We start from the raw sequence: 25,132 nt of genomic DNA on the forward strand, positions 1-25,132 counted from the left end.
AGAGCTTACAAATCGGGGCGAGTTTTGTAAGGTCCGGCGATATTCTAGACACCAAGATAGGTATCGGTGATCTCTGGGGTGAGCGCGCGAAAGGTTCCGGTCCAGACGGAGCGACCTTTTTCAAGGATCACGGCGCTATCGGCGACGCGGGCCAGTTCGCGGATGGATTTGTCGATCACCAAAAGCGCCATGCCGGTTTCGGATTTGAGGCGGGCGAGCGCTGCCCAGATTTCCTGACGCACAACGGGGGCCAATCCTTCGGTCGCTTCGTCGAGGATCAAAAGACGGGGGTTGGTCATAAGCGCGCGTCCGATTGCCAGCATCTGTTGTTCGCCGCCCGAGAGGGACGCGGCGATCTGATCCTGCCGTTCGGCCAAACGCGGAAAGAGCCGGGTGACGGCGGCCATGTCCCAAGGGCCGGGGCGGGCGGCGGCGATCAGGTTCTCGCGCACCGTAAGGCTGGCGAAGCAGCGCCGCCCCTCGGGGACAAGGCCGATGCCCGCGCGGGCGGCGCGGTGCGCGGGCATGCCGCTGAGGTCTCGCCCGGCAAAGGTGGCGGTGCCGCCACTCTGGCGCAGGAGGCGACAGATCACCTTGACCGTGGTGGATTTGCCCATGCCGTTGCGGCCCATAAGGGCCACCACCTCGCCTTCGCTGATTGAGAGGTTTACATCAAAGAGCGCCTGACTTGCGCCGTAAGAGGCGGTGATCTGGCTGAGGGAGAGGAGTGTCATGCCGTAGCCTCATCCATGTCGTCACCCAAATAGGCGCTGCGCACCTCTGGGTCGCGCCGGATCTCGTCGACGGTGCCGGTGGCGATGATCTGGCCATAGACCAGCACGCTGATCCGGTCTGCGAGAGCAAAGACCGCGTCCATATCATGCTCGACCAGCAGGATCGGGGCCTCGGCGCGCAGGCCATCCAGAAGCGTGGTCAGCGCGCGGGTACCATCGGCACCAAGACCGGCCATGGGTTCATCCATGAGAAACGCGCGGGGGCGGAGCGTAAGGGCAATGGCCACCTCCAACTGGCGGCGTTGGCCGTGCGACAGCTCGGCGCAGCGGGTGTTGCGGGCGTCTGACAAGCCCACGGTATCCAGGGCCGCTTCGGCGCGGGTGCGCAGATCGGCATCGCGCAACACGGGGCGCAGGAAGCGCACGACATCGCCACGCTGGCCAAGCGCGCCCAGAATGGCGTTTTGCAGCACGGTATACTCCATCGGCAGGGCCGAAATCTGAAACGTGCGGGCCATGCCAAGCCGCGCGCGCGCTGCTGTATCGAGGGCTGTCACATCCTGCCCGGCAAAGAGAATTCGGCCTGCGTCGGGGCGCAGCGCGCCTGCGATTTGGGCAATCAAGGTGGATTTGCCCGCGCCGTTGGGGCCGATCAGGGCGTGTATTTCGCCCGGTTTGAGATCGAGTGTGATGTCGCGGCTGGCGGTAAGCGCGCCAAAGCTTTTGCTGAGGCCAGATATGGCGAGAATGGGATCAGTCATGCGGCTGCCCCCGTCCGGCAAGTAGCCCGAAAAGCCCGCCGCGTGCGAAAAGCACGGTGCCAAGCAGGATCGCGCCCAAGTAGATGTGCCAATAGTCGCTGAGCCCGCCCAAGCTGTGTTCGAGCAGGATAAAGAGCGCGGCCCCGGCGACCGGGCCAAAGACGCGGCCCACCCCGCCCAAGATCACAAACACCATGATCTCGCCCGAGGTTTGCCACGAGAACATCACCGGGCTGACGAAGCGATTGAGATCGGCAAAAAGAGCGCCTGCAAGCCCGGTGATTGCGCCCGAGAGCGTGAAGGCGATGAGATAGAGGCGGTAGGGGCGTTGGCCGATGGCGGCAACGCGCGCCTCGTTCTGCCGCGCGGCCCCCAGCATGAGGCCGAAAGGAGAGCGGGCAAGGCGGGCGGTGAAGAAAAGGATCAACGCCAGCAGGCCATAGCAGAGCGCAAAGAACTGGATCGGGTCCATGGTGTTGAGGCCCGGAAAGCCGTTTCGGACATAGATCGAGAGGCCGTCTTCACCGCCATAGGCGGGCCAGGAGATCGCGAAATAGTAGAACATCTGCGAAAAAGCGAGGGTGATCATGATGAAATAGACGCCCGTGGTGCGCAACGAAAGCGCGCCTACGGCGAGGGCGGCGAGGGCCGAGGTGAGTGTGGCGATGATCCAGATCACCGGCATGGATTTGGTGCCGGGAATCGTCAGGGGCCAGTCGGTGACGCTGGTGTAGGTCTGGGCGTGATAGGCCAAAATGCCCATGGCATAGCCGCCAAGCCCGAAAAAGAGCGCGTGGCCAAAGCTTACCAGGCCACCAAAGCCGAGCGCGATGTTGAGGCCGACACCGGCGATGGCGAGGATCACGGCGCGGGTGGTGAGGGTGATGAGAAACGGCTCGTCCGTGGCCCAAGCGTAGAGGGGGAAGAGCAGAAGTATGGCCATGAGGGCGGCGTTGAGCAGGGTTTCACGGCTCATGTCGCGGCCCCGAAGAGGCCACGGGGCCGAAAGATCAGCACGCCCGCCATGAGGATGTAGATCGCCATAGAGGCCAGCGACGCGCCGACCGAATTGGCCGCTGCTGGCTCTAGGAAGGTGGCGAAAGCTGAAGGCAAGAGGGCGCGGCCCAAGGTATCGGTGAGGCCGACCAAAAGCGCGCCGATAAAGGCCCCCTTGATCGAGCCGATGCCGCCGATCACGATGACCACGAAAGCAAGGATCAGCACCGGCTCGCCCATACCCACCTGCACCGATTGAATGGCGCCGATGAGTGCGCCGGCAAGGCCCGCAAGCGCAGCACCGAGGGCAAAGACCAGCGTATAGAGCGCCGAGATATTGACGCCCAAGGCCGCGATCATCTCGCGGTCATTTTCACCTGCGCGGATGCGGATGCCGAGGCGGGTTTTCGAGATCATGGCAAAGAGCGCGGCGGCGATCACCAGCCCTGCGCCGATTATCGCAAGGCGGTAGCGTGAATAGTCGATGCCAAACGGCAGGCGCAGCGTGCCCGACAGCCAGTCGGGCGTATCGAGATAGAGCGGAAAAGAGCCAAAGACCCAGCGGGTGCCCTCGGACAGGATGAGGATCAGCGCAAAGGTGGCCAAGACCTGATCGAGGTGGTCGCGGTCGTAGAGGCGGCGGATGACCAGAAGTTCAATGAGCACGCCTGCCACCGCGGCGGCGGCGAGGCTGGCGGCGAGGGCCAAGAGGAACGAGCCGGTCAGCCCCGCCACCCAAGCGGCGGCAAAGGCCCCGATCATATAGAGCGAGCCATGGGCGAGATTGATCAGCCCCATCACGCCGAAAATGAGCGTAAGCCCGGCGGCCATGAGGAACAACATCACCCCGAATTGCAGCCCGTTGAGAGCCTGTTCGATGAGCAGGACGGCGGACATTGCCTGTGTCAGCCTTTGGGTTTGAGGCCGATACGACGGCCGATGCCATCGGGGCGGGGCAGGGCGGCATGCGCCTTTGCCATGGCGGCCACGCGGGCGGCGACATCCTCGGGCATGGGCACGACGCGCGGGCCGTTCAGGTCTACATGCAGCGTCAGCCCCTCGCCGGTGGCGGCAATCCAGCCATCGCTGTGATAGAGTTGCTGAAAGAAGTGAAAGCGTTTGCCGTCGTGGTCGAGCAGATAAAAGCTGCTGCGCAGCTGATCGCCCAATTTCACCTCGCGCAGGTAGCGGATGTGGAATTCAGCGCTGAAGGTGGTGAGGTTGCGGGTGGCGCGGTAGTCGGGGCCAAAGCCCATCTCTTCGAAAGCCTCATCGGCGCAGCGGTCAAAGAGCACAGTGTAATAGCCCATATTCATATGGCCGTTATAGTCGATCCAGCCCTCTTCGACCGGGTGGAACGCGGAGAGGAAGGGCAGGGCGTCTGGCATCGGGCCTCCGGGCGGTTGGTTTGCCAGTCTTTTAGGGGATTTGCGGCGGGAATGGCAATGGCAAGGGGGCGCTGGCGATTTCGTGATTTGGATTTCAGGGCGGCGTGCTTAGCTATGGCGCAGGATGGCTTAGCACGGGATGGGTAGGATGATCACACGGCGCAGGATTTTGGCGGGGGCGGTTCTGGTTGGGGCCGGTGCGCTGGGCTATTTTGCCTGGGGACGGGCCGGGTTAGAGGAACTGGCCGCGGTGCCGGTATTTGCCACAGAGGGCGTGGCGCTGGGCGGCACCGATCCGGTGGGGTATTTCACCGAAGGCCGCCCGGTGGCGGGATTGCCTGCGCATAGTTTCGACTGGAACGGGGCGACATGGCATTTCGCCAGTGCCGAGAACCGCGATGCCTTTGCCGCCGACCCCGCCCGCTATGCGCCGCAATATGGCGGGTTCTGCGCCTGGGCGGTGGCGGAGAAGGGCCAGCTCTTTTCCACCCAGCCAGAGAATTGGGCGATTGTAGAGGGCAAGCTCTACCTCAATTACAACGATGACATTGCCGCGAAATGGCAAGCGGACGTGCCGGGGTTCATCGCCCGTGGGGATGCACGGTGGCCGGAGGTGTTGAAGGGGGAGGGGTGAAGGTGGGATTTGGACCGGCTGTTAGTTACGAAGCGGGATAGGACGTTCGGCACCGTTGCGCAATCTTAGTAATGAGGCGAAAGTGTTGGGACACTCGGTGTATGCAATGGCAAGCTCGTCGCTCGCAAGCGTTGAGTGCGGCAGTGTGTGAAAAGGAAGTGCGCGGTAATGCCCTTGCAAGATTGAATCGAACTGTGATTAGGTCTCATTGGTTGCAAAGATTGATGCCTTGCACCTTTTCCCGAGTGGGCAAAGTTATAGGATAGTGCATTGAGTTTACCAAACTGGACAATGGCTGGAGTTTTACCCCCTGTGCGACCGGGGTCTCATCCAGCGGGGCCTGATCGTTCACCCTACATGATTTCGCTGTATGAGCTTGTTAACAGATTTGCGATTTCCCCTGAGAGGGCAGTAATACTCAAGGGTCTCATCGAGTACCGTTCAGATTTATATGCAACCGGTATCGTTGACGGTTTTCAATGGGTTAATGGCAGTTTCTTGGAGGACGTCGAAAGCAACGAAAACCGACCTCCAAATGATGTCGATGTGGTAACCTATATTGTGTTACCATCTGGAACTTCCCAAGCTGGGTTGCTACCCGCCTTGGCTCCACTTATGGACAAGAATGCTACCAAGGCAAAATATAAGGTCGATGCGCATGTCTTTAGCTTACAACAGGTTACGGTCCCTAACGTTTGCTATTGGTACAGTCTTTGGTCGCATCGGCGTGATGGCCTATGGAAGGGCTTTGCTCAAATTCCATTAGACCCTTCAGGCGATCCTGTGGCCCTAGCAGCTCTTGACCATTTGACAGCAACAGGTTTTGGACCATGAACACGCGTGCCGAAAATCTAAAAGCTGAAATAAAGCAAGTTCAGTCAATTCTTGACGGAATTCCTGAAGAGAATGTGATTGACAGATACAGCATTAAACAAAGACTCGATGACCTTAATGAAAACTTGTCGCTTCTATCCGACTCTCGTTCAGATGCGGAGCGGCTTGCCCTTACATTTCGCGGAGATCCAGTGATCGGAAGTCGCGCAATTTCTGCCGACTTTGCAGGGAAAGCAGCGGCTACTTTTCACGATGCTTTTTCTGCTATTCTTGCGGGTATTAATTCGAGATTACGCTACTCTGGCCCAATTCCCGACAAGGCTCAGTTCCCTTTAATGATTACTGGCACGGCTTTAGGGTCATTCGGATTTGAGATGGAAGTGCCGGAACACGCTCCGAATTTATTCGATGAACCAATAGGCTCATCTGATGCTATAACCATATTCAAACAACTGCTTCGAGTTTCCGCTACGGGGTCCGACGATGATATTTCCGATATTGTGGAGGAAATTCATCCGAGAGCTGTACGAAAAGTTGCCGACTTTCTGTCGGTATTGTCTAAGCAAAATGCATGGTGTGGACTAGAATTTAGGAACGATTTTTTTCGATACGGAGATTTAGAAGAGTTGAGGCTCTCAGAATCTCGCCTTCGAAAAGAGAACATTGACGAACGAATAGAAACCTACAGCGGAGAGTTTCAAGGGTTCTTGCCGGTAGGACGTAACTTTGAATTTAAAGTGCTTGACGATGGGTTCGTGCTAAAAGGTCGCCTTAGTGAAGACATCGAGGACACCTCAGTCTTGAACAGAGAGTGGCTGCACAAGCCTGTCACGGTAAAATTTAGTGTAGTTCAGGTTGGTCAAGGCCGACCTCGTTTCACATTGGCTTCTTTGAATGATATCACGTAAATGAATTGATTTTAATTCGTATGAGTTATCGAACTCATACTTGTGCGCAGCTATGACCAAGGCCCCCTTTGGGCGCGTTCTCCTGCCATCTCGCGAAGGGCGCGGATGCGGTTGGCGGGGTTGGGGTGGGTGGAGAAGAGTTTGTCATGGGCATGGGCGTGCAGCGGGTTGATGATGAACATATGCGCTGTGGCCGGGTTGCGCTCGGCGGCGTCATTGTCGATGCGGGCGGCGAGGCCTGAGATTTTCTCGAGCGCCGATGCGAGCCAGAGTGGGTTGCCGCAGATTTCGGCCCCGATGCGGTCGGCCTCGTATTCGCGGCTACGGCTGATCGCCATCTGCACTAGGCCTGCCGCAAGGGGGGCGAGGATCATCAGCGCCAGCGTGCCAATGAGGCCCATGCCGTTGTTGCGGTTGCCGCCGAAGAACATCGCGAAATTGGCCAACATCGAGATGGCCCCGGCAAAGGTGGCCGTCACGGTCATGATCGTAGTGTCGTGGTTGCGGATATGGGCCAGCTCATGCGCCATGACGGCGGCGATTTCCTCGCGGCTGAGATGGCGCAAGAGGCCGGTGGTGGCGGCGACAGCGGCATTGGCCGGGTTGCGCCCGGTGGCAAAGGCGTTGGGCTGATCGTTGTCGAGGATATAGACCGCCGGGCGCGGCATGCCGGCGGCATCGGCCATGTCATGCACCATCTGGGTGAGCGCCGCGCCTTCGGGGCCAGAGGCGGGGCGGGCATTGTGCATGCGCAGCACCATCCGGTCTGAATTCCACCAGCTAAAGGCGTTCATGGCGAGGGCCACGATCAGCGCAAAGAGCGCGCCGCCCATGCCGCCCAAAAGCGCGCCGATGCCCAGAAAGAGCGCGGTCATCGCCGCCATCAAAATGCCTGTGCGCAGATAGCCCATCGGGTTCCCCCTCTTGTTTCTGCGCCAAATATGGCGGTTGGCACGGCGCTTGCAAGCCTCTCGCGGGAGGCTGGGTTCGTTAAAATCCAAGGTAATCGGGGCATGAGGGTGCTCTGGCATTAAACGGTCCTTGGGGTTTACGCGGCAGGCTTTCCGTTGAGTCCGACGGAGATATGAGATGGCCACAGCCGCAGAACTGCCGATTGATACCTCTGCCAGTGCAATGGACATGGCCGAAGCCGTGTTCGGTCACGGCATCACGATTGTCTCGGCCAGCTATACAGGGGCCGCCAGCGCCTCGGGGATTTACAGCAATGGCGACGCGGTTTCGCCGGAACTGACACCGTCGGATACGGGCGTGATCCTATCCACGGGCATGGCCACGTCGGTGACCAACGAGGTCAGCCTGCTTAATTTGCTGGGGGATCCGAACCTTTTGCTGGACAGCTCGACCGATCATGGCTTGGCGGGGGATGCCGATCTATCGACGATCTCGGGGCAGGAGACCTTTGACGCGGCGATTTTCGAGGCAGAGTTCATCCCCGAAGGCAGCACGCTGACCATGCAGATCGTGTTCTCGTCCGAGGAATATCTTGAATGGGTCAACACCGGATTCAACGACTCGGTCGGGGTCTGGGTCAACGGGGTGCAGGCCGAGTTGACGGTGGGCACAGGCGACATCACCATCAACAACATCAACAATATAAGTAACTCTAACCTCTACATGGACAATTCCTCGTCCGCAGATACCTACAACACCGAGATGGACGGGTTCACGGTAACGCTGACCCTCAAGGCACCGGTGGTGCCGGGCGAGGTGAACACGATCAAGATCGGTATTGCCGATGGTGGCGATGGGGCGCTGGACAGCAACCTGTTGATTGCCGGGAACTCGATCCAGACATCGCTTATTGCGGGCGACGATATCATCGACGTGACGCGGTTTTCGCAAGTTGAAACGGATCTTTTGGCGAATGATTCGAATGCGGCGGGCGGCACGCTGACGATCACCGAGGTCAATGGTCAGCCGGTGGTTGCCGGCGATACGGTGATCCTCAGCACCGGGGAGACGCTTCAGATCACGGCGACGGGCTTTGTTCTTGTGTCGTCGGGAGAGGAGGTGGGCGCGTCGAACATGCTGTCCTATACAGTGGCAGACACGTTCGGCAATACCGATGTCGGGTTCATCACGATCAATACGGTGGCCCCCTGTTTTACCGAAGGCACGCAGATTGACACGCCCGAGGGCGCAGTCGCGATCGAGACATTGAAGCCGGGGGATCTGGTGCTGACGTTGGATCACGGCCCCCAAGCTGTGCGCTGGATCGGGCGAAGCCTGCGACGGGCAGAGGGGGCGGATGCGCCGGTGGCGCTTGCGGCCAATGCGCTGGGGCGGCATGACGCGTTGGAGCTGTCGCCCAATCACCGCATCCTGTTGGCGTCGCCACATGCGGAATTGCTGTTTGGCACGCATCAGGTTTTGGTCAAGGCGGCGGCGCTGATCAATGAGTGCTCTATCACGCGGCGGGTTGATGGTGCGCCGGTGGTGTATGTGCATCTGCTGTTTGACCAGCACGAGATCGTGCGGGGTAACGGGCTCTGGAGTGAGAGCTATCATCCCGGCCCGGTGACGCATGGCAGTTTCGATGCCGCGACCGAAGCCGAACTGCGGCGTCTTTTTCCGGTGATATTTGCCGAGGGTGGGGCAGGCTATGGACCAAGCGCGCGCTCTGGGTTGCGGGCGCATGAGGCGCAGGTGTTGGTTGACGCAATGCGTTGAGGCGCGCGCGAAAAGGGCTTTCACGTCGCGGCGCAGCGGCTAGGGTAGCGGCATGATTATTTCGCCCGGACGCAAGTTTATCTTTGTGCACATCCCCAAGACTGGCGGCACCGCGATGGCGTTGGCGCTGGAGGGGCGGGCGCAGGCCGAGGACATCCTGATCGGTGACACGCCCAAGGCGCGGCGCAGGCGGGCGCGGTTGAAGGGGGTTGAGGCGCGCGGGCGGCTTTGGAAACATTCGACCTTGGCCGATATCGACGGGCTGGTAAGCCAAGAGACGCTGAGCGCGGCCTTTGTCTTTACGTTGGTGCGCAACCCTTGGGACCGGATGGTAAGCTATTATCACTGGCTGCGGGGCCAAGAGTTTGATCATTCGGCGGTGCATCTGGCCAAGGACCTGCCTTTTCCTGCGTTTCTGGCCGCGTCAGAGACACAGGCTGCGCTGCGCGCGACCCCGGCGCGGCATTATGTGACGGCGGCGGATGGGCGTGAATATTGCCGTCTTTTCATCCGGCTAGAGCATTTGGAGACCGATGCCGCCCCGCTCTGGGCGCATCTGGGATTCGCGGTGACGGTGGCACCGTTCAATACGTCGGAGCGGGGGCCGTATAAGGACTATTACGACAGCCGCACAGCGCAGATCGTAGCGGATTGTGCCGCCGAAGACATCGCGCGATTCGGGTATCAGTTCTGACCGTCCTTGATCGTTTGTTAAGATTGCATGGGGTGTTTGTGCCAATAGCACGGCTTTGGCGGCGTTGTCCACTTGGCCGCAACGGTGCCTTATTCCCGCCTGAATCCGAGCAAAAACGGGTCATGTTAACCATGGCTTAGTCAGCTTATCGGAGTGTTGGCCTGTTGACGAAACAGGATGGGTTGTATCGGGAAAGGGATCGACGCGGGTATGCTGGGTTGGTTTGGCATCAGTGAACGCGGGGCGGCGCGGACGCAGGTCGAAGAGCCTGCGGGCGTGCAAAGCGGGCTTTTGAGCGGGACGCGGGTGGCCACGGGCCATGGCTGGCGTCCGGTTCAGGCGCTCTGTGCGGGTGACCGGGTTGTGACCTTTGATGCGGGCGTGCAACCGCTCTGTGGCGTTACGCGGATTCCGGTCTGGACGGGTGAAGGCGCTTGCCCTTCGCGGTTTTGGCCGCTGGATGTGGGGCGCGGGGTGCTGGGAAACCGCGCGCCGGTGCGGGTTATGCCACATCAGGTGCTGATGCTTGAAAGCGATCTTGCTGAAACGCTCTGGGGGGATCCCTTTGCGCTCTTGCCCGGTGTGGCGCTCGAGGCGGTGCCGGGGGTCACGCGGGTGCCGCCCACGCAGGGCGCAGAGGTGGTCGTGCTGCATTTCGAGAACGAACAGGTGATCTTTGCCGAAAACGGGTTGATGGCGCTTTGCCCGGCGTCGTGCAACCTGCTGGATTACGCGCAAGAGCGTGCAGGGCCACGGTATCACGTGCTGCCGCTGGCCGAGGCGCGGGGTTTGGTTCTGGCAATGGCGCGGCTGGAGATGTCTACGACCCTGCAGGATGGGGTGACGCCGCCCGGCCCTAGGGTTTCTGTCTGACCGGCGGGCCGATGCACTGAATTTGATCAAATTGTGTTTCGGGGCTGGTGTTTCCAGACGGCGCGCAGCAATGTCAGACGTATTGACCTGTCTGCTCGGAGGATGCCATGTCAGAGGACCCCATTCGCATTGCCATCAACGGGTTTGGCCGGATCGGTCGCACTATCCTGCGGATATTGATGCGCGAGGGGGCTGCGTTTGAACTGGTGTGCATCAACGATATCGAGCCGCTAGAGACCTGCGCCTATCTGTTTCAATATGACAGCGTCTTTGGCCCCTGGCCCGGTGTCGTATCCACCCGTCCCGGTGTGCTGATCGTGGATGGGCAGGAAATCCCGTTTCATGCGGCACGTGATCTGAGCACGCTCGATTTGAGCGGGGTTGATCTGGTGCTGGAGTGTACCGGCATGGGCGGCACGCGCGCCGTGGCCGAGCGGGGGCTGGTAGCCGGGGCGCGGGCCGTGCTGGTTTCGGGCCCATCGGCAGAGGCGGATGCGACGCTGGTGATCGGGGCCAATGAGGGCGATCTTGGGTCGCATCGGATCATCTCCAACGCTTCGTGCACCACGAATGCGCTGGCACCTTTGGCGCGGCTCTTGGATGAGGCCTATGGCATTGTCAGCGGGCAAATGACGACGGTGCATTGTTATACCGGCAGCCAGCCTACAGTGGACAAGCCGCGCGATGCGCCCGAGCGCAGCCGTGCCGCCGCCCTGTCGATGGTGCCCACGACGACAAGCGCCCAGCATCAGACCGGGCTGGTTCTGCCGGGGCTAAAGGGGCGGATCGAGGCGCGGGCGATCCGGGTGCCGGTCGCGAGCGTGTCCTGTATTGATCTGGTGGTGCAATTGCAGGCCGATGTGACGGTCGCGGGGGTCAACACGCTTTTGCAAGAGGCGGCGGAACGTCATGTATGGCTGGGCTGGACCGAGGCACCGCTGGTGTCGTCGGATCTGCGCGCGCGTCCCGAGAGCCTGATCGTAGCGGGGCCGCAAACCTCTGTATCGGTGGGCGGATTGCTGCGCGTCTTTGGCTGGTATGACAACGAATGGGGATTTTCCTGCCGTATGCTGGATATGGCGCGGTTGATCGGGCGGCGGGGATAGGCCGCCGCCCGGATTTTATTTGCGCAAGCTCACATTGGCAAAGCCCATCGCACGCAGGCGATCAGCCCCGGCGTCGAGCTGCGATTGTGTGGCAAAAGGACCAGCTAGAACGAGGGTCAGGGCGCGTCCGTCGCGTGTCACAGTGCCACGCCGCGCCGGAAGCCCTGCGGCCGCGATGCGCTGTGCGGCGGCCTGAGCCTGCGCCGCATCGGCAAAGAAACCGGCCTGAGCGTAGCGATGGCTGGGCGCAGTCTGGGCGGTCGTCGCAGGCGCTGAGCGGGTTGAGACTGTGGTGCGCGGGGCTGTTTGCGCAGACTCGGTGCGCAGTTGCGCCAGTTGCCGGGTCGTCATCGGGGCGGGCACGTGGCGCCCTTGGGTTGCGACGGTGACACCGGCGGCGCGCTGCGCCTCGAAGCTGGTGTAGGGCGGTTGCAGGCCGGGGAATTGGTGAATCACATCGGCACCCGTGCGCCGGTCGATAAGGCGCTGCGGCACGGTGTTTGTCCACATCACCAACATCTGTTCGCGCCCTTCAAAGGTTTGGTGCGCGCGGTAGGGGTTGAGGCGGTCATCCTCCCACACCGGCTGCATGCCGGGGGGAACCGAGATACCGGCGAGGCTGGTCTTTTGGCTGGCATAGACACGCGCCGGGGCGACGCGGGTATAGGCGGGCACGGTTTCAGGGGTGGCCGGGGTGCCGGGGCGTGGGGCAAGCGTGCGGCCCGTGTTGCTGCCGCTGGCATAGCTCACATGCGGTGATCTTTGCGGGCCGCAGCGCACCGGCGAGCCATTATGCTGCACAGTATAGGCCGCCGAGACCGCAGTTAGGTTCGCGCAAGCGCTTTGTGCCGGGTCAGGCTGTGTCAGGCGCACGGCCTTGCCAGAGGTTTTGGCAATTGGTGTGGTTTTGGGTGCGGTCGCCGGTGCCGCGGCGCGGGCTGTCACGGGGCGAAGCGCCAAGGGGCGGGGATCAGCCTCGGGTCGAAGTGCACTGAGCGGCGCTTGGGCAGAGGCGGTGCGGCGTTGAGGTTGGACCGCAGCGACGGGGGCCGGTTGCCGGACGACGCGCGGTGCGGGGGCGGGTGCCGTGGCGACGCGCGGTGCGGGGGCCGGTGCCGTGGCGACGCGTGGTGCGGGGGCAGGTGCCGTGGCCGTGCGCGGCGCTGGGGCTGGTGCGGTGGCAGCGCGCGGCGCTGGGGCGGCTGGCTGCGTGCGTGGGGCGGCCTGTGCCACGGATTGCGCCGGGGCAGGGGCGGCGGCCTGAACGCTGGGCGCAAGGCTGGGCTGGAAGCCACAGAGATGGTCGCGGCCACGTGTCATGCGTGGCACCCAGGTTACATTTCCCGCAACGCCCGCGCGCACGAACACACAGCCGGCACTGTCGACATATTGCCGACCCTGAAAGCTGGAGGGTGGAAACTCCGCCGGCTCCGAAGAGCCGCGAAGAGACTGCGCGGAAAGGTCGACCGTGCCAAGCAGAAGCACTGTCGAGGCCAGAATGGCAAGTGATGAAAATCTCATTACGCCCCCAACATCAATTGGGTGCAGGTTGCCTTATTTTTGCCGTTTAGTAAACAGTGATTGGCTTATTTAGTGCCGAACATGCGGTCACCCGCATCCCCTAGTCCCGGAAGGATATAACCCTTGTCATTCAAGCGCTTGTCGAGCGCGGCTGTGACGACGGGCACATCAGGATGCGCCTCTTGCATGCGCGCGACGCCTTCGGGGGCGGCGAGCAGACAGAGAAAACGGATGTCACGGGCCCCTGCATCCTTGAGCATAGAGACAGCCGCCGCAGAGGAATTGCCGGTGGCCAGCATCGGATCGACCACAATCGAGAGGCGCTCGCCAAGTTGTTCGGGCACCTTGAAGTAGTATTTCACGGGTTGCAGCGTTGCCTCGTCCCGGTAGAGCCCGACAAAACCCACGCGCGCCGAGGGGATCAGTTCCAACATGCCGTCGAGCAGGCCGTTGCCCGCGCGCAGAATCGAGATGAGCGCCAATTTGCGCCCGGCCAAGACTGGCGCGTCCATTTCCATAAGCGGCGTGTCGATGGCGCGGGTGGTCATCGGCAATTCGCGCGTGACCTCATAGGCGAGCAACTGGCTGATTTCGCGCAAGAGCTGGCGGAAGACGGCTGTGGAGGTTTCCTTTTGCCGCATCAGGGTCAGTTTGTGCTGAACGAGCGGGTGATCGACGATGGTGAGATTCGGAAACATGACGGGCCTCTTGCGCTGCGGTGTAATCCGTCATTCCAGAAAACGCCGCCAAGGGCAACGCTGCGATGCAGGCATGCAATCGGCATTGCGCGGCGCGGCGCGGCGGTGCAAGCTCGGGCTTGAAAAATCGCGGGGGCATGGTATGAGCATGCCGTAGCGGTAGTTTAATATTAAACTATATTGCCCGCAGGGAGATGAGGACCATGACCGACAGCCAAAAGGAAGCCACCCGTCAGGCGGCGCTCGATTATCACGCGCAGCCCCGGCCCGGGAAGCTGGAGATCCGCGCGACCAAGCCGATGGCCAATGGACGCGATCTGTCGCGCGCCTATAGCCCCGGCGTGGCGGAGGCCTGTTTGGAGATCAAGGCCGATCCGGCCAATGCCTCGAAATACACCACGCGGGGCAATCTGGTGGCGGTCGTTACCAATGGCTCGGCGGTTCTGGGGCTTGGCAATATTGGCGCGCTGGCCTCTAAGCCCGTGATGGAGGGCAAGGCGGTCCTTTTCAAGAAGTTCGCCAATATCGACTGTTTCGACATCGAAGTGAACGAAAGCGACCCGGAAAAGCTGGCGGCGATTGTCTGTGCGTTGGAGCCGACCTTTGGGGCGATCAACCTTGAAGATATCAAGGCACCGGATTGTTTCATCGTTGAACGAATTTGCCGTGAGCGGATGAATATTCCGGTATTCCATGACGATCAGCACGGCACGGCAATCGTGGTGGGCGCGGCGGCCACCAATGCGCTGCACGTTGCGGGCAAGACTTTTGAGGAAATCAAAGTGGTCTCGACCGGTGGTGGGGCGGCGGGCATTGCCTGTCTCAACATGCTGGTCAAGCTGGGCGTGAAGCGCGAGAATATCTGGCTGTGCGATATTCACGGGCTGGTGCATATGGGCCGTGAGGCAGACATGAACCCGGAAAAGGCGGCCTTTGCGCAGGCGACGGATTTGCGCAGCCTTGACGATGTGATCGCGGGCGCGGACCTGTTCCTTGGGCTATCGGGCGCAAATATCATGACGCCGGAGATGGTAAAGAAGATGGGCAAGCGGCCTATTGTCTTTGCTCTGGCCAACCCCAACCCCGAAATCATGCCAGATTTGGCGCGTGAGGCGGTGCCGGATGCGATTATTGCGACCGGGCGCTCGGATTTCCCAAATCAGGTCAATAACGTGCTGTGTTTCCCGTTCATTTTCCGGGGCGCGCTGGACGTGGGCGCAACCGAGATCAACGACGCAATGCAGGTGGCGTGTGTTCAGGGCATTGCAGAATTGGCACGCGCCTCGACCAGTGCAGAGGCGGCGGCGGCCTATCATGGCGAGCAGATGACATTCGGCGCGGATTACCTGATCCCCAAGCCGTTTGATCCGCGCCTGTCCGGGGTTGTGTCAACTGCCGTGGCGCGGGCGGCGATGGAGAGCGGCGTGGCGACGCGGCCGATGGCGGATCTGGAGGCCTATAAGGCGGGTCTGGATGCCAGCAAGTTCAAATCGGCGCTGCTGATGCGGCCGGTGTTTCAGGCGGCCTCCACCGCTTCGCGGCGCATCGTCTTTGCCGAGGGCGAGGATGAGCGGGTTTTGCGCGCGGCGCAGGCCATTCTGGAGGAAACGACAGAGCAGCCGATTCTGATCGGACGTCCCGAGGTGATCGCGCGGCGGTGCGAGCGGGCCGGGCTGTCGATCCGGCCAGAGCGGGATTTCAATATCGTGAACCCGCAGGATGACCCGCGCTATCGCGACTATTGGGAGACCTATCACGGGGTCATGGCGCGCAAAGGGGTCACGCCTGATCTGGCGCGGGCAATTATGCGCACCAATACCACCGCGATTGGCGCGGTGATGGTCTATCGCAATGAGGCCGATAGCCTGATCTGCGGCACCTTTGGCGAGTTCCGCTGGCATATGAAATATGTGACCAATGTTCTGGAAGACGTCAGCCGCCGTCCGCATGGCGCATTGAGCATGATGATCCTCGAAGACGGGCCGCTCTTTATTGCGGACACCCATGTGCGCGTGACGCCGAATGCGGCGCAATTGGCTGAGACCGCGATTGGCGCGGCGCGGCATGTTCGGCGGTTCGGCATTGCGCCCAAGGTGGCGTTTTGTTCGCAGTCGCAATTCGGCAACCAGCCGGATGAAGGTGCGGAAAGGTTGCGGCAGGCGATTGCGCTCTTGGATCAGGCACCGCGCGATTTCACCTATGAGGGTGAGATGACGATTGATGCCGCCCTTGACCCCGATTTGCGCGAGCGGCTGTTGCCGGGCAACCGGATGCAGGGCGCGGCGAATGTGCTGGTCTTTGCCTATGCCGATGCGGCGTCGGGGGTGCGTAATATCCTCAAGATGAAAGCGGGCGGTCTGGAAGTGGGGCCGATCCTGATGGGGATGGGCAACCGGGCGCATATCGTCACGCCGTCGATCACCGCGCGGGGGCTGCTCAACATGGCGGCGATCGCAGGAACGCCGGTGGCGCATTACGGGTAGAATCAGGGTTTGCAGGCGAATTCTTTGCAGGTTTGCAAAGTCGCTGGCAATTTCCGGTGAGATGAACAAAAAAAGCCGCTTTGCAAAAATTTGCAGGGCGGCTTTGATCATTTCTGCAAAATTTCTGCGGCCATCTGTCCCGTGCCCCTGCATGATGCTTGCCCCAAGGCAGGGTGATCCGTAACACATATTCAACGGATCGGAGGAGGATACCATGGGATACACTGAGGTTTACGAGCGGTCGCTTGCAGATCCCGAAGGCTTTTGGATGGAGGCGGCAGAGGCGATTGATTGGGTGAAGAAGCCCAGCAAGGCGCTGTTCGAGGCCAACGCGCCGCTCTATGAATGGTACAAGGATGCAGAGGTCAACACCTGCTGGAATGCGGTTGACCGGCATGTGGCGGCGGGGCGGGGCGCGCAGACCGCGATCATCCATGATAGCCCCGTGACAGGCATCAAGCAAAAGATCAATTATTCGCAACTGCGTAGCCGCGTGGCGCGGCTGGCAGGGGCGTTGCGCGCCCGAGGCGTGGAAAAAGGCGACCGCGTCATCATCTACATGCCGATGGTGCCCGAGGCATTGGAGGCGATGCTGGCCTGCGCGCGGCTGGGCGCGGTGCATTCGGTGGTGTTTGGCGGGTTTGCCGCGCATGAATTGGCGGTGCGGATCGACGATTGCCAGCCCAAGGCGATTATCGCCGCCTCTTGCGGGATCGAGCCGGGGCGGGTGGTGCATTACAAGCCGCTTTTGGATGGTGCGATTGAGCAATCCAGTCACAAGCCCGAGTTTTGCGTGATCTTTCAGCGCGAAGAAGAGGTGGCCAAGCTGATCGAGGGGCGCGATTACGATTGGCATGCGTTTCAATATGGGGTGGAGCCTGCGGACTGTGTGCCGGTGTCGGGCGATCATCCGGCCTATATCCTTTATACATCGGGCACCACCGGCGCACCCAAGGGCGTGATCCGTGCCACGGCAGGGCATTTGGTGGCGCTCAACTGGTCGATGAAGAACATTTATAACGTGAACCCCGGCGAGGCGTTCTGGGCCGCGTCCGATGTGGGCTGGGTCGTGGGGCACAGCTATATCTGCTATGGGCCTCTGATCCATGGCAACACGACGATTGTGTTCGAGGGCAAGCCGGTGGGCACGCCCGATGCGGGCACGTTCTGGCGGGTGATGTCCGAACACAAAGTGCGTAGTTTCTTTACCGCGCCCACGGCGCTGCGGGCGATCAAGCGGGATGATCCCAAAGGCGAGCTGATCAAGAATTACGACATGTCGCATCTGCGCGCGCTTTACCTGGCAGGAGAGCGGGCCGATCCGGATACGATCGAATGGGCGCAGCGGGTGATGCAGGTGCCGGTCTATGACCATTGGTGGCAGACCGAAACCGGCTGGGCGATTGCGGGCAATCCGGCCGGCTGTGAGGCGCTACCGGTCAAGATCGGGTCGCCGACGGTGGCGATGCCGGGCTATGACGTGCGGATTCTCGACGAGGGCGGGCATGAGGTGGCGCCGGGCACCTTGGGCGCGATTGCGGTCAAACTGCCGCTGCCGCCGGGCACCCTGCCAACGCTGTGGAATGCTGAAGAGCGCTTTCGCAAATCCTACCTCAACACCTTTCCCGGTTATTACGAGACCGGCGATGCCGGGATGAAGGACGAGGACGGCTATCTGTGGATCATGGCGCGCACGGATGATGTGATCAACGTGGCGGGCCACCGTCTGAGCACTGGCGCGATGGAAGAGGTGCTGGCCAGCCATCCCGATGTGGCCGAATGCGCGGTGATCGGCGCGGCAGATGAGTTGAAGGGGCAAACGCCAGTCGGCTTTCTGTGTCTGACCAAGGGCGTTGACCGCGCGCATGAGGAGATCGTGAAAGAATGTGTCAAGCTGGTGCGTGACCAGATTGGCCCGGTCGCCGCGTTCAAGCTGGCAGTGGTGGTGGACCGGCTTCCCAAGACACGTTCGGGCAAGATCCTGCGGGCGATCATGGTCAAGATCGCGGACAGTCAGTCGTATAAAATGCCTGCAACCATCGACGATCCCGCCATTCTGGACGAGATCAAGAGCGCCCTACAAAGCCTTGGTTTGGCGAAATAATCAAAAAAAGAGGGTTCCGGAGGAAGCCGGAACCCTCATCCCCCAGAAGGGACATCTGGAAGAAATGCTGTCTGGCGCGACGCACTCACAAACGTCAGGCCAGACAGCGAGACCGGTCGATAAGTTCCCGTCATGAAGTCCGGGTGGCACTTGACCGGTGTATCCCGCACAAAAGGGTAAGGGTTTGCGATAAGAAAAGGGCTTGGGACACCCCTACACGCGAGATACCCTTACTGTATGGCAGCTTGTGCGCGAAGGTTCTGTGAGGCATCTCACAGGAATGGTTAAAAAAGGAGTCTGGCAGATGTCAATTCGGGCCACGCCACAATGCGACGCACCGGGGCTGGTCGGCATTCTGGAGCGGCATGGCCGTGCGGTTGACTATCCCAAGGGTCAGATGATCTATGCAGCGGGTGCCCATGACAGCACGATGATGCTGATCCTCAAGGGGCGGGGCGAAATCAGCCGCAGTTCGGTTGATGGGCGGCGGTCTATTCTGACGCATCTGGGGCCGGGAGACATGCTGGGCGAGTTGGCGGCGCTGGATGGCGGCGCGCGCAGTGCTGACGCGGTGGCGGCCACCGCAGTGCGGGGCCGTATTCTGGAGGGGGCGCTGGTGTTGCAACGCCTGCGCGAGGAACCCGACGCGGCGCTCGACGTGATCGGCATGCTGTGCCAGCGTCTGCGCCAGACCTCGGGGATGTATACTGCGCATGTGTTGGCGGATGGTCAGGCGCGTCTGGCGCGGCTATTGCTGCATCTGTCGGAAAAATGGGGCGAGACCTTGCCGGGGGGCAAGTTGCGGTTGGCAGAGCGGTTTTCGCAATCGGATCTGGGTGATCTGGTCGGGCTGAGCCGCGAGAGTGTGAACCGGCAGATTCGCGATTGGGAACAGGCCGGTTTGATCGAACGACAGGGCATGGGCATCGTGCTCTGTGATCCGGCGGCATTGGCGCGCACGGCGGAGCGGGCGGAATGAGGCATATTCTGGCCCTGCTGATCGGACTGTTGGCAGCGCCCGCTGTGGCGCAGGAGGGCGGCATGCTGGAGTATATCCCACCCCCGGCTGAGAACTGGCGCTATGTCAGCGATCAGGTGATGGGGGGCGTGTCCGAGGGGCAGGCTCGGATCGCGGGTCCAGAGGGGGCACGGTATCTGCACCTGAGCGGCACAGTGAGCACGGCCAATCGGGGCGGTTTCATTCAAATACGCGGCGATTTGATGACGCCTCTGCCCGAAGGTGCGCAGGGCGTTGTGGTGCGCGTCAAGGGCAATGGCGAGGGCTATTTCATCCATCTGCGCACGCGCGGCACGATGCTACCCTGGCAATATTATCAGGCCCCGATCCCAAGCGGAGCGGCGTGGCAAGAGCTGCGCGTGCCCTTTACCGCCTTTCGCGCCTCGGGGGCGATGCTGCGGGATGTGCCGCGTGCGGGCGATATCAAGAGCCTGGCAGCGGTGGCCTATGGGCGGGATCATCAGGCCAATCTATCGTTTCAGTGGCTTGGGGTGTATTGATGCATTTTGTAAATAAAATGGTTTATTTCAGGGGATAGTTCCACAATAAAGTTCGATTAGGTAAACTGCTCACGCAGCAACCGCTCTTCCAGGCCATGGCCCGGATCGAACAGGATGCGATGCTTGATGCGGTTTTCCGAGCGGATCTCGACCCAGAGCACGTTTTCAACCCAGCGACTGTCGGCGTCGGCCATGACCGGGCGTTTCTCGGGATCGACCACATCGAACCGCACCACGGCGGTCTTGGGCAAGAGCGCGCCGCGCCAGCGACGGGGGCGGAATGCCGCCACCGCCGTCAGCGCCAGCACATCCGAGCCAATAGGCAGGATCGGGCCATGGGCGCTGTAGTTATACGCGGTCGAGCCTGCCGGAGTGGCGACAAGCGCGCCGTCGCACACGAGTTCCTCGAGGCGCAGGCGCCCGTCGATGGTGATGCGCAACTTGGCCGCTTGCGGGCCGGCGCGCAGGAGCGAGACTTCGTTGATCGCCAATGCCTCGTGCAGGGTGCCGTCGAGGGATTCGGCGCGCATGGCCAGCGGGTTGATCACCTCTTCCGCAGCGGCGACGAGGCGCTCGATCAGGTCTGTTTCGCTGTATTCGTTCATCAAAAAGCCAACGGTGCCGCGATTCATGCCGTAAACGGGAATATCGAGCGCCTGCGTGCGATGGAGCGTGTGCAGCATGAAGCCATCACCGCCAAGCGCCACGATCACATCGGCCTCATCCTCGGGCGCATGGCCAAAGCGGCTGGCAAGGGTGGCGCGCGCGGTCTGGGCGATGGGCGCATCGCTGGCGACGAAGGCGATCTTGCGGGGCATGGGGTGTCCTGTTTCCAAAAGGCGATGGCATGCGGCGGATCGAACCATAATTCCCCCGCCAAGACCAGCCATGCCGGTGATACAGGTGAAATCGTCGCTTTACATTCTTTCAAACCGGACGAGTTTCCTTTAGGAAAATGACCAATTCACCCCTTTCCGGAGTTGCCCCTATGCCCCATGACGGACACCAGCCTGTTGCAGATCAAGGCTTTTTCACCGAATCTCTGGCCTCACGCGATCCCGACCTCTTTGGCGCGATCCGCTCTGAACTGGGGCGGCAGCGCGACGAGATCGAGCTGATCGCGTCTGAAAACATCGTCTCTGCCGCCGTGATGGAAGCGCAGGGCAGCGTGATGACCAACAAATATGCCGAAGGCTATCCCGGCAAGCGCTATTATGGCGGCTGCCAATATGTTGATATCGCGGAAAATCTGGCGATCGAGCGGGCTTGCGCATTGTTTGGCTGTAGCTTTGCCAACGTTCAGCCCAATTCCGGCTCGCAGGCCAATCAGGGCGTGTTCACGGCGCTGTTGCAGCCGGGCGACACGATCCTTGGCATGAGCCTTGATGCGGGCGGTCACCTGACCCATGGGGCAGCGCCGAACCAATCGGGCAAATGGTTCAACGCCATTCAATACGGCGTGCGGCGCGAGGACAATCTGATTGACTACGATCAGGTGCAAGCGCTGGCGACCGAGCATCAGCCCAAGCTGATCATCGCGGGCGGATCGGCCATTCCGCGCCAGATCAATTTTGCCCGGATGCGCGAGATTGCCGATAGCGTTGGGGCCTATCTGCTTGTTGATATGGCGCATTTTGCCGGTCTGGTGGCCGCCAAAGAGCATCCGAGCCCGTTCCCCCATGCGCATGTGGCCACCACCACGACGCATAAGACATTGCGCGGCCCGCGCGGTGGCATGATCCTGACCAATGACGAGACGCTGGCCAAGAAATTCAACTCGGCGATTTTCCCCGGTATTCAGGGTGGTCCGCTGATGCATGTGATTGCGGCCAAGGCTGTGGCCTTTGGCGAGGCGCTGCGCCCGGAGTTCAAGAGCTATATCCAGCAGGTGATCCGCAATGCGCAGGCGCTGTCGGATCAGCTGATCAAGGGCGGGTTGGACACGGTGACGCATGGTACTGATACGCATGTGTTGCTGGTCGATCTGCGCCCCAAAGGCGTGAAAGGCAATGACACCGAAAAGGCGTTGGGCCGCGCACATATCACCTGCAACAAGAATGGTGTGCCGTTCGATCCCGAGAAACCGACCGTAACCAGCGGCATTCGTTTAGGCTCTCCTGCGGGGACGACGCGCGGTTTTGGCGAGGCGGAATTCCGTCAGATCGCGGATTGGATTATTGAGGTGGTTGATGGGCTGGCGGCCAATGGGGCCGATGGCAATGGCGCGGTCGAGGCCAAGGTGAAAGCCGAGGTCGAGGCGCTGTGCAAGCGGTTCCCGCTCTATCCGAACCTCTGATTTCTGCGCAGGAACATGCCCCGCGTGAGCCAAGGCTTGCGCGGGGTTTCCATTTTATTTCAGGATATTGGTGGGCGCTTTTAAAGCGGGGACTGCCAGCGGATCAGCGCATAGATCAAACCTGCGAGAAGCATCAGGTTGAGCACGATCCCCCCGACGAGGCGCAGAACGGCGGTCTTGCGCGCCTCTTGCGGGTCGAGCGTATCCAGATAGGCGTGCAGATCCGAAAAGGCGCGATCAACTTGGCCGATGTCGAGCACGCGGGCGAGTTTGGCATGGGCCATCCAATCCTGTGCGCCCAGAACAATGGCCCCGGCGCGGCGCTGACGGCGGGGCAAGCGCCGCCCGGCACGGCGCAATTGCCGTTCAAGCGTGGGACCGCGCAGGCGCATCCGGTCTGTTAGGGCCTGTTGTAGCCGTGTGGTCTTGGTATTAAATTCTTCTGTATCAATCACTTGGAAATCCCTCTTGAGGTAGTTTACCGGTTGCTGGGCTACGCGGCAATAGGGCTGGAAACGCTGTGATTCCGGCGGTATGAGGGGATATGTTGAACCGGATCGAACATGGCGCGCCGACTGAGCGGCCGGGATTGGTGATTGTGCATGGGCTTTACGGGTCTGCGCGCAATTGGGGGGTCATTGCCAAGCGGCTGTCGGACACGCGCCATGTGATCGCGGTGGATATGCGCAATCACGGCGCAAGCCCTTGGTTTGAAACGCATTCCTATGAGGATATGGCTGGCGATCTGGCCGAGGTGATCGAGGGGTTGGACGGCCCATATGATGTGCTGGGCCATTCAATGGGCGGCAAGGCGGCGATGGTGCTGGCGCTGACGCAACCGGCCTTGGTCAATCGGCTGATCGTTGCGGATATTGCGCCGGTGTCCTATGGCCACAGTCAGGTGCAGTATATCAAGGCGATGCAGGCGGTCGATCTGGCAACGGTTGAGCGAAGGTCAGACGCGGCCGCGCAATTGCAGGCCACGGTGGACAATCCGGCGCTGGTGCCGTTTTTCCTTCAGGCGTTGGATGTGGCGGAAAAGCGGTGGTTGTTGAACCTAGAAACGCTGGCGCGCGAGATGCCGAAAATCCTGAGCTTTCCGGATATTTCAGGGCCTTATGAGGGGAAGGTGATGTTTCTCACTGGGGCAGACTCGGCCTATGTGGCCCGCGAGCACCGCGACCGGATCAAGGCGCTGTTCCCTGCGGCACAGTTTGCCAAAATTCCCGGTGCGGGCCATTGGCTTCATGCCGAAAAGCCGCGCGAGTTTGAGGCGGCGGTGCGCACCTGGTTGGGGTGAGCGGCACCTTGGTTCAGCGCAGTTCGTAAAGCTTTTTGGCCACGATGTAGGACACCGGGAAGGCAGCGATAAATCCCAGAAGGGCGGCGATCAGGATCGGTTTCAGCGTGTCCTGTCCCATGACGAGGGCGGCGATCACCGCAGAGCCGGAGAGCGTGGAGCCGATGAAAAGATGCAGGATGAGGCCGAGGCGTAACATGGCGGAGACTTTCCCTTTTGGTGCGTTCGTTGATGGTACCGCACCTCCATTGAGCGGGCCTTGATCTGGGTCAGGGATTGCTTCTGAACATGAAAAAACCCGCCGGAGAGTGATCCGGCGGGTTCCATTTTAGCGTTTGCGGTTCAGGCCGCTGCTATTCCTGTTGCCCCATGAACATCAGCAGGAACTGGAACATGTTCAGGAAGCTGATGTAGAGGCTCAGCGCGCCGTCGTAGGCGGATTTGTCCAACCATTCCTGATCCCCATGTGCCGCGTGGGCGACATAGGTGTTCTTGATCTCTTGCGTGTGGAACGCGGTAAGACCGGCGAAGATCAAGAGGCCGATGGCCGAGATGGCGAACATCATGGCCGGGCTTTGCAGGAAAATGTTGATCACCATGGCGACAACAAGACCGATCACGCCCATGATGAGGAACGACCCCCAACCCGAGATGTCCTTTTTCGTGGTGTAGCCAAAGAGCGAGAGACCCGCAAAGGCGATGGCGGTCACGATAAAGGTCTGGACGATCGAGAAGCTGGTGAACATCAGGAAGATCGAGCTCATCGAAATACCGATGAGTGCGGCAAAGGCGAAGAAGCCAAGCTGCACGGCGGCAGCCGAAGCCCGACGCACGAGCGCGCCCCAACCAAGGAAGATGAACGCCAGCGGGGCCAGCATCACCACCCACTTGAGCGGCGAAAGGTAAAGCGCTGCGCCAAGACCCGTCAGCATCTTGCCATTGGGAAGTTGTGCGGCGGCGGCGGAAGGATCGGTTGTCACGGCAAGCCCCGCGATGGCCCATGCCGCAAGCGCCGTGATGAGCATGCCCACGGACATCGTGCCGTAGACCTTGTTCATGTGCGCGCGTAGGCCCGCGTCAATCTGGGCGGTGCGTGTGCCCGTCGCCGTCCGGATCGTGTTTAACTCTGCCATGTAACCCTCCGATATGTGAATGGCGATCCCGTTGTGGGACATTGCCAGTAATATCGGTAGGCCTGTCCTACATTTCAAGCGTTCATGCTTGTTTTAGACAGGTTTTATGCGGGGATTTTTGACGCGCGCTTGACGCGAGAGGCGGTATCGCGGCGCGGCACCTCAGATATCCGTGGGGCGGCCGTGTCAGGGCAGGCCCTGACACTGTCCTTGAGCGGGTCAGCAATGCAGCCGACGGGGCAAATCCCAGAAGGGGCGGCTTGCCTCGCGCAGCGCGGCTTCGCGGGTTAGACCAAGGTCTTCGAGCGCGGCATCGTCGAGCCGATAGAGGGCGCGGCGCTGTGTCCAGACAGCCAGCATCTCGGCAAGGCGCGGAGCGCGCAGGGCGGACCGGAGGACGGAGGTTTGGGCATGGACGGTCATGGTCTTTCCTTTCCCTTTGGTGATGTGGCTTGGGGTT

26 protein-coding genes are annotated in these 25,132 nt (G+C 61.0%); 13 read left to right on the top strand and 13 right to left on the bottom strand.

Annotated features, from left to right (window positions below; translation table 11 throughout):
• Positions 1–44 precede the first annotated feature (44 nt).
• From RAK1035_RS12975 to RAK1035_RS12995, 5 genes are read right to left on the bottom strand one after another with little or no spacing between them, the layout of a single operon-like run.
• Positions 45–734: an ABC transporter ATP-binding protein gene (locus RAK1035_RS12975; protein WP_008282030.1), complete on the bottom strand. Its 690-nt coding sequence runs from the start codon at positions 732–734 to the stop codon at positions 45–47.
• A complete protein-coding gene (locus RAK1035_RS12980) occupies positions 731–1,495 on the bottom strand; it encodes an ABC transporter ATP-binding protein (protein ID WP_008282031.1) in 765 nt (254 codons plus the stop codon). The genes RAK1035_RS12975 and RAK1035_RS12980 overlap by 4 nt, the downstream gene beginning before the upstream one ends.
• Entirely contained in the window at positions 1,488–2,471 is a 984-nt protein-coding gene (locus RAK1035_RS12985; RefSeq protein WP_008282032.1) for a branched-chain amino acid ABC transporter permease, read from the bottom strand. Before RAK1035_RS12985 ends, RAK1035_RS12980 begins: the two co-directional genes overlap by 8 nt.
• On the bottom strand, positions 2,468–3,388 hold the full coding sequence (locus RAK1035_RS12990) for a branched-chain amino acid ABC transporter permease (protein ID WP_008282033.1): 921 nt from the start codon (positions 3,386–3,388) through the stop codon (positions 2,468–2,470). Before RAK1035_RS12990 ends, RAK1035_RS12985 begins: the two co-directional genes overlap by 4 nt.
• 8 nt (positions 3,389–3,396) lie before the next feature.
• Entirely contained in the window at positions 3,397–3,879 is a 483-nt protein-coding gene (locus tag RAK1035_RS12995; protein ID WP_008282034.1) for a thioesterase family protein, read from the bottom strand.
• Positions 3,880–4,027: 148 nt separating this feature from the next.
• On the opposite strand from RAK1035_RS12995, the gene RAK1035_RS13000 reads away from it, so the two are divergent.
• The 3 genes from RAK1035_RS13000 to RAK1035_RS13010 all read left to right on the top strand — a co-directional run bounded on the left by RAK1035_RS13000 (position 4,028) and on the right by RAK1035_RS13010 (position 6,255).
• Positions 4,028–4,513 carry a YHS domain-containing (seleno)protein gene (locus RAK1035_RS13000; RefSeq protein WP_008282035.1) on the top strand — a complete coding sequence of 162 codons (486 nt, stop codon included), beginning with the start codon at positions 4,028–4,030 and terminating at the stop codon, positions 4,511–4,513.
• Positions 4,514–4,783: 270 nt separating this feature from the next.
• Positions 4,784–5,347: a DUF6932 family protein gene (locus tag RAK1035_RS13005; RefSeq protein WP_008282036.1), complete on the top strand. Its 564-nt coding sequence runs from the start codon at positions 4,784–4,786 to the stop codon at positions 5,345–5,347.
• Entirely contained in the window at positions 5,344–6,255 is a 912-nt protein-coding gene (locus RAK1035_RS13010) for a hypothetical protein (RefSeq protein WP_008282037.1), read from the top strand. Before RAK1035_RS13005 ends, RAK1035_RS13010 begins: the two co-directional genes overlap by 4 nt.
• Positions 6,256–6,305: 50 nt before the next feature.
• On the opposite strand, the gene htpX is transcribed toward RAK1035_RS13010, so the two are convergent.
• Positions 6,306–7,166, bottom strand: a complete 861-nt coding sequence (gene htpX, locus RAK1035_RS13015) for a zinc metalloprotease HtpX (protein ID WP_008282038.1) — start codon at positions 7,164–7,166, stop codon at positions 6,306–6,308.
• A gap of 178 nt (positions 7,167–7,344) precedes the next feature.
• Here htpX and RAK1035_RS13020 point away from each other — a divergent pair, with 178 nt between their 5' ends.
• From RAK1035_RS13020 to RAK1035_RS13035, 4 genes are all read left to right on the top strand, one after another.
• On the top strand, positions 7,345–8,946 hold the full coding sequence (locus RAK1035_RS13020; protein WP_008282039.1) for a choice-of-anchor L domain-containing protein: 1,602 nt from the start codon (positions 7,345–7,347) through the stop codon (positions 8,944–8,946).
• 52 nt (positions 8,947–8,998) lie between these two features.
• On the top strand, positions 8,999–9,640 hold the full coding sequence (locus RAK1035_RS13025; protein WP_008282040.1) for a sulfotransferase family 2 domain-containing protein: 642 nt from the start codon (positions 8,999–9,001) through the stop codon (positions 9,638–9,640).
• Positions 9,641–9,850: 210 nt separating this feature from the next.
• Positions 9,851–10,513: a Hint domain-containing protein gene (locus RAK1035_RS13030; protein ID WP_112303089.1), complete on the top strand. Its 663-nt coding sequence runs from the start codon at positions 9,851–9,853 to the stop codon at positions 10,511–10,513.
• 107 nt (positions 10,514–10,620) lie between these two features.
• Positions 10,621–11,619 (top strand): type I glyceraldehyde-3-phosphate dehydrogenase, encoded by a 999-nt coding sequence (locus RAK1035_RS13035; RefSeq protein ID WP_008282042.1) that lies wholly within the window; start codon positions 10,621–10,623, stop codon positions 11,617–11,619.
• A 15-nt stretch (positions 11,620–11,634) separates the two neighbouring features.
• Here the strand turns inward: RAK1035_RS13035 and RAK1035_RS13040 are convergent, their stop codons facing one another.
• Positions 11,635–13,140 carry an SPOR domain-containing protein gene (locus tag RAK1035_RS13040; protein WP_008282043.1) on the bottom strand — a complete coding sequence of 502 codons (1,506 nt, stop codon included), beginning with the start codon at positions 13,138–13,140 and terminating at the stop codon, positions 11,635–11,637.
• A 65-nt stretch (positions 13,141–13,205) separates the two neighbouring features.
• Positions 13,206–13,838: a uracil phosphoribosyltransferase gene (gene upp, locus RAK1035_RS13045; RefSeq protein WP_008282044.1), complete on the bottom strand. Its 633-nt coding sequence runs from the start codon at positions 13,836–13,838 to the stop codon at positions 13,206–13,208.
• 203 nt (positions 13,839–14,041) lie between these two features.
• On the opposite strand from upp, the gene RAK1035_RS13050 reads away from it, so the two are divergent.
• The 4 genes from RAK1035_RS13050 (at position 14,042) to RAK1035_RS13065 (ending at position 19,943) form a co-directional block, all read left to right on the top strand.
• Entirely contained in the window at positions 14,042–16,321 is a 2,280-nt protein-coding gene (locus RAK1035_RS13050; protein ID WP_008282046.1) for an NADP-dependent malic enzyme, read from the top strand.
• A 214-nt stretch (positions 16,322–16,535) separates the two neighbouring features.
• Positions 16,536–18,425, top strand: coding sequence for a propionate-CoA ligase PrpE (prpE, locus tag RAK1035_RS13055; protein ID WP_008282047.1), 1,890 nt, complete (start codon positions 16,536–16,538; stop codon positions 18,423–18,425).
• Positions 18,426–18,729: 304 nt separating this feature from the next.
• The gene (locus RAK1035_RS13060) at positions 18,730–19,404 is read left to right on the top strand and encodes a Crp/Fnr family transcriptional regulator (RefSeq protein WP_008282048.1); all 675 of its coding nucleotides are present in this window, start codon (positions 18,730–18,732) and stop codon (positions 19,402–19,404) included.
• Entirely contained in the window at positions 19,401–19,943 is a 543-nt protein-coding gene (locus RAK1035_RS13065) for a CIA30 family protein (protein WP_008282049.1), read from the top strand. The genes RAK1035_RS13060 and RAK1035_RS13065 overlap by 4 nt, the downstream gene beginning before the upstream one ends.
• Positions 19,944–19,999: 56 nt before the next feature.
• On the opposite strand, the gene RAK1035_RS13070 is transcribed toward RAK1035_RS13065, so the two are convergent.
• Positions 20,000–20,761: an NAD kinase gene (locus RAK1035_RS13070; RefSeq protein ID WP_008282050.1), complete on the bottom strand. Its 762-nt coding sequence runs from the start codon at positions 20,759–20,761 to the stop codon at positions 20,000–20,002.
• Between the two features lie 170 nt (positions 20,762–20,931).
• Between RAK1035_RS13070 and glyA the strand changes: the two genes are divergently transcribed.
• The gene (glyA, locus tag RAK1035_RS13075; RefSeq protein ID WP_008282051.1) at positions 20,932–22,239 is read left to right on the top strand and encodes a serine hydroxymethyltransferase; all 1,308 of its coding nucleotides are present in this window, start codon (positions 20,932–20,934) and stop codon (positions 22,237–22,239) included.
• Between the two features lie 80 nt (positions 22,240–22,319).
• Here glyA and RAK1035_RS13080 read toward each other — a convergent pair whose 3' ends face one another.
• On the bottom strand, positions 22,320–22,694 hold the full coding sequence (locus RAK1035_RS13080; protein ID WP_008282052.1) for a hypothetical protein: 375 nt from the start codon (positions 22,692–22,694) through the stop codon (positions 22,320–22,322).
• A gap of 89 nt (positions 22,695–22,783) precedes the next feature.
• On the opposite strand from RAK1035_RS13080, the gene RAK1035_RS13085 reads away from it, so the two are divergent.
• The gene (locus RAK1035_RS13085; RefSeq protein ID WP_008282053.1) at positions 22,784–23,539 is read left to right on the top strand and encodes an alpha/beta fold hydrolase; all 756 of its coding nucleotides are present in this window, start codon (positions 22,784–22,786) and stop codon (positions 23,537–23,539) included.
• Positions 23,540–23,552: 13 nt separating this feature from the next.
• On the opposite strand, the gene RAK1035_RS13090 is transcribed toward RAK1035_RS13085, so the two are convergent.
• The 3 genes from RAK1035_RS13090 to RAK1035_RS13100 all read right to left on the bottom strand — a co-directional run bounded on the left by RAK1035_RS13090 (position 23,553) and on the right by RAK1035_RS13100 (position 25,095).
• Positions 23,553–23,738 carry a hypothetical protein gene (locus RAK1035_RS13090; protein WP_008282054.1) on the bottom strand — a complete coding sequence of 62 codons (186 nt, stop codon included), beginning with the start codon at positions 23,736–23,738 and terminating at the stop codon, positions 23,553–23,555.
• 154 nt (positions 23,739–23,892) lie between these two features.
• A complete protein-coding gene (locus tag RAK1035_RS13095) occupies positions 23,893–24,672 on the bottom strand; it encodes a Bax inhibitor-1/YccA family protein (protein WP_008282055.1) in 780 nt (259 codons plus the stop codon).
• Between the two features lie 219 nt (positions 24,673–24,891).
• The gene (locus RAK1035_RS13100) at positions 24,892–25,095 is read right to left on the bottom strand and encodes a DUF1127 domain-containing protein (RefSeq protein WP_037298278.1); all 204 of its coding nucleotides are present in this window, start codon (positions 25,093–25,095) and stop codon (positions 24,892–24,894) included.
• Between the last annotated feature and the right edge of the window lie 37 nt (positions 25,096–25,132).

This window comes from Roseovarius sp. AK1035 (assembly GCF_003288315.1).
GTDB lineage: Bacteria > Pseudomonadota > Alphaproteobacteria > Rhodobacterales > Rhodobacteraceae > Roseovarius > Roseovarius mucosus_A.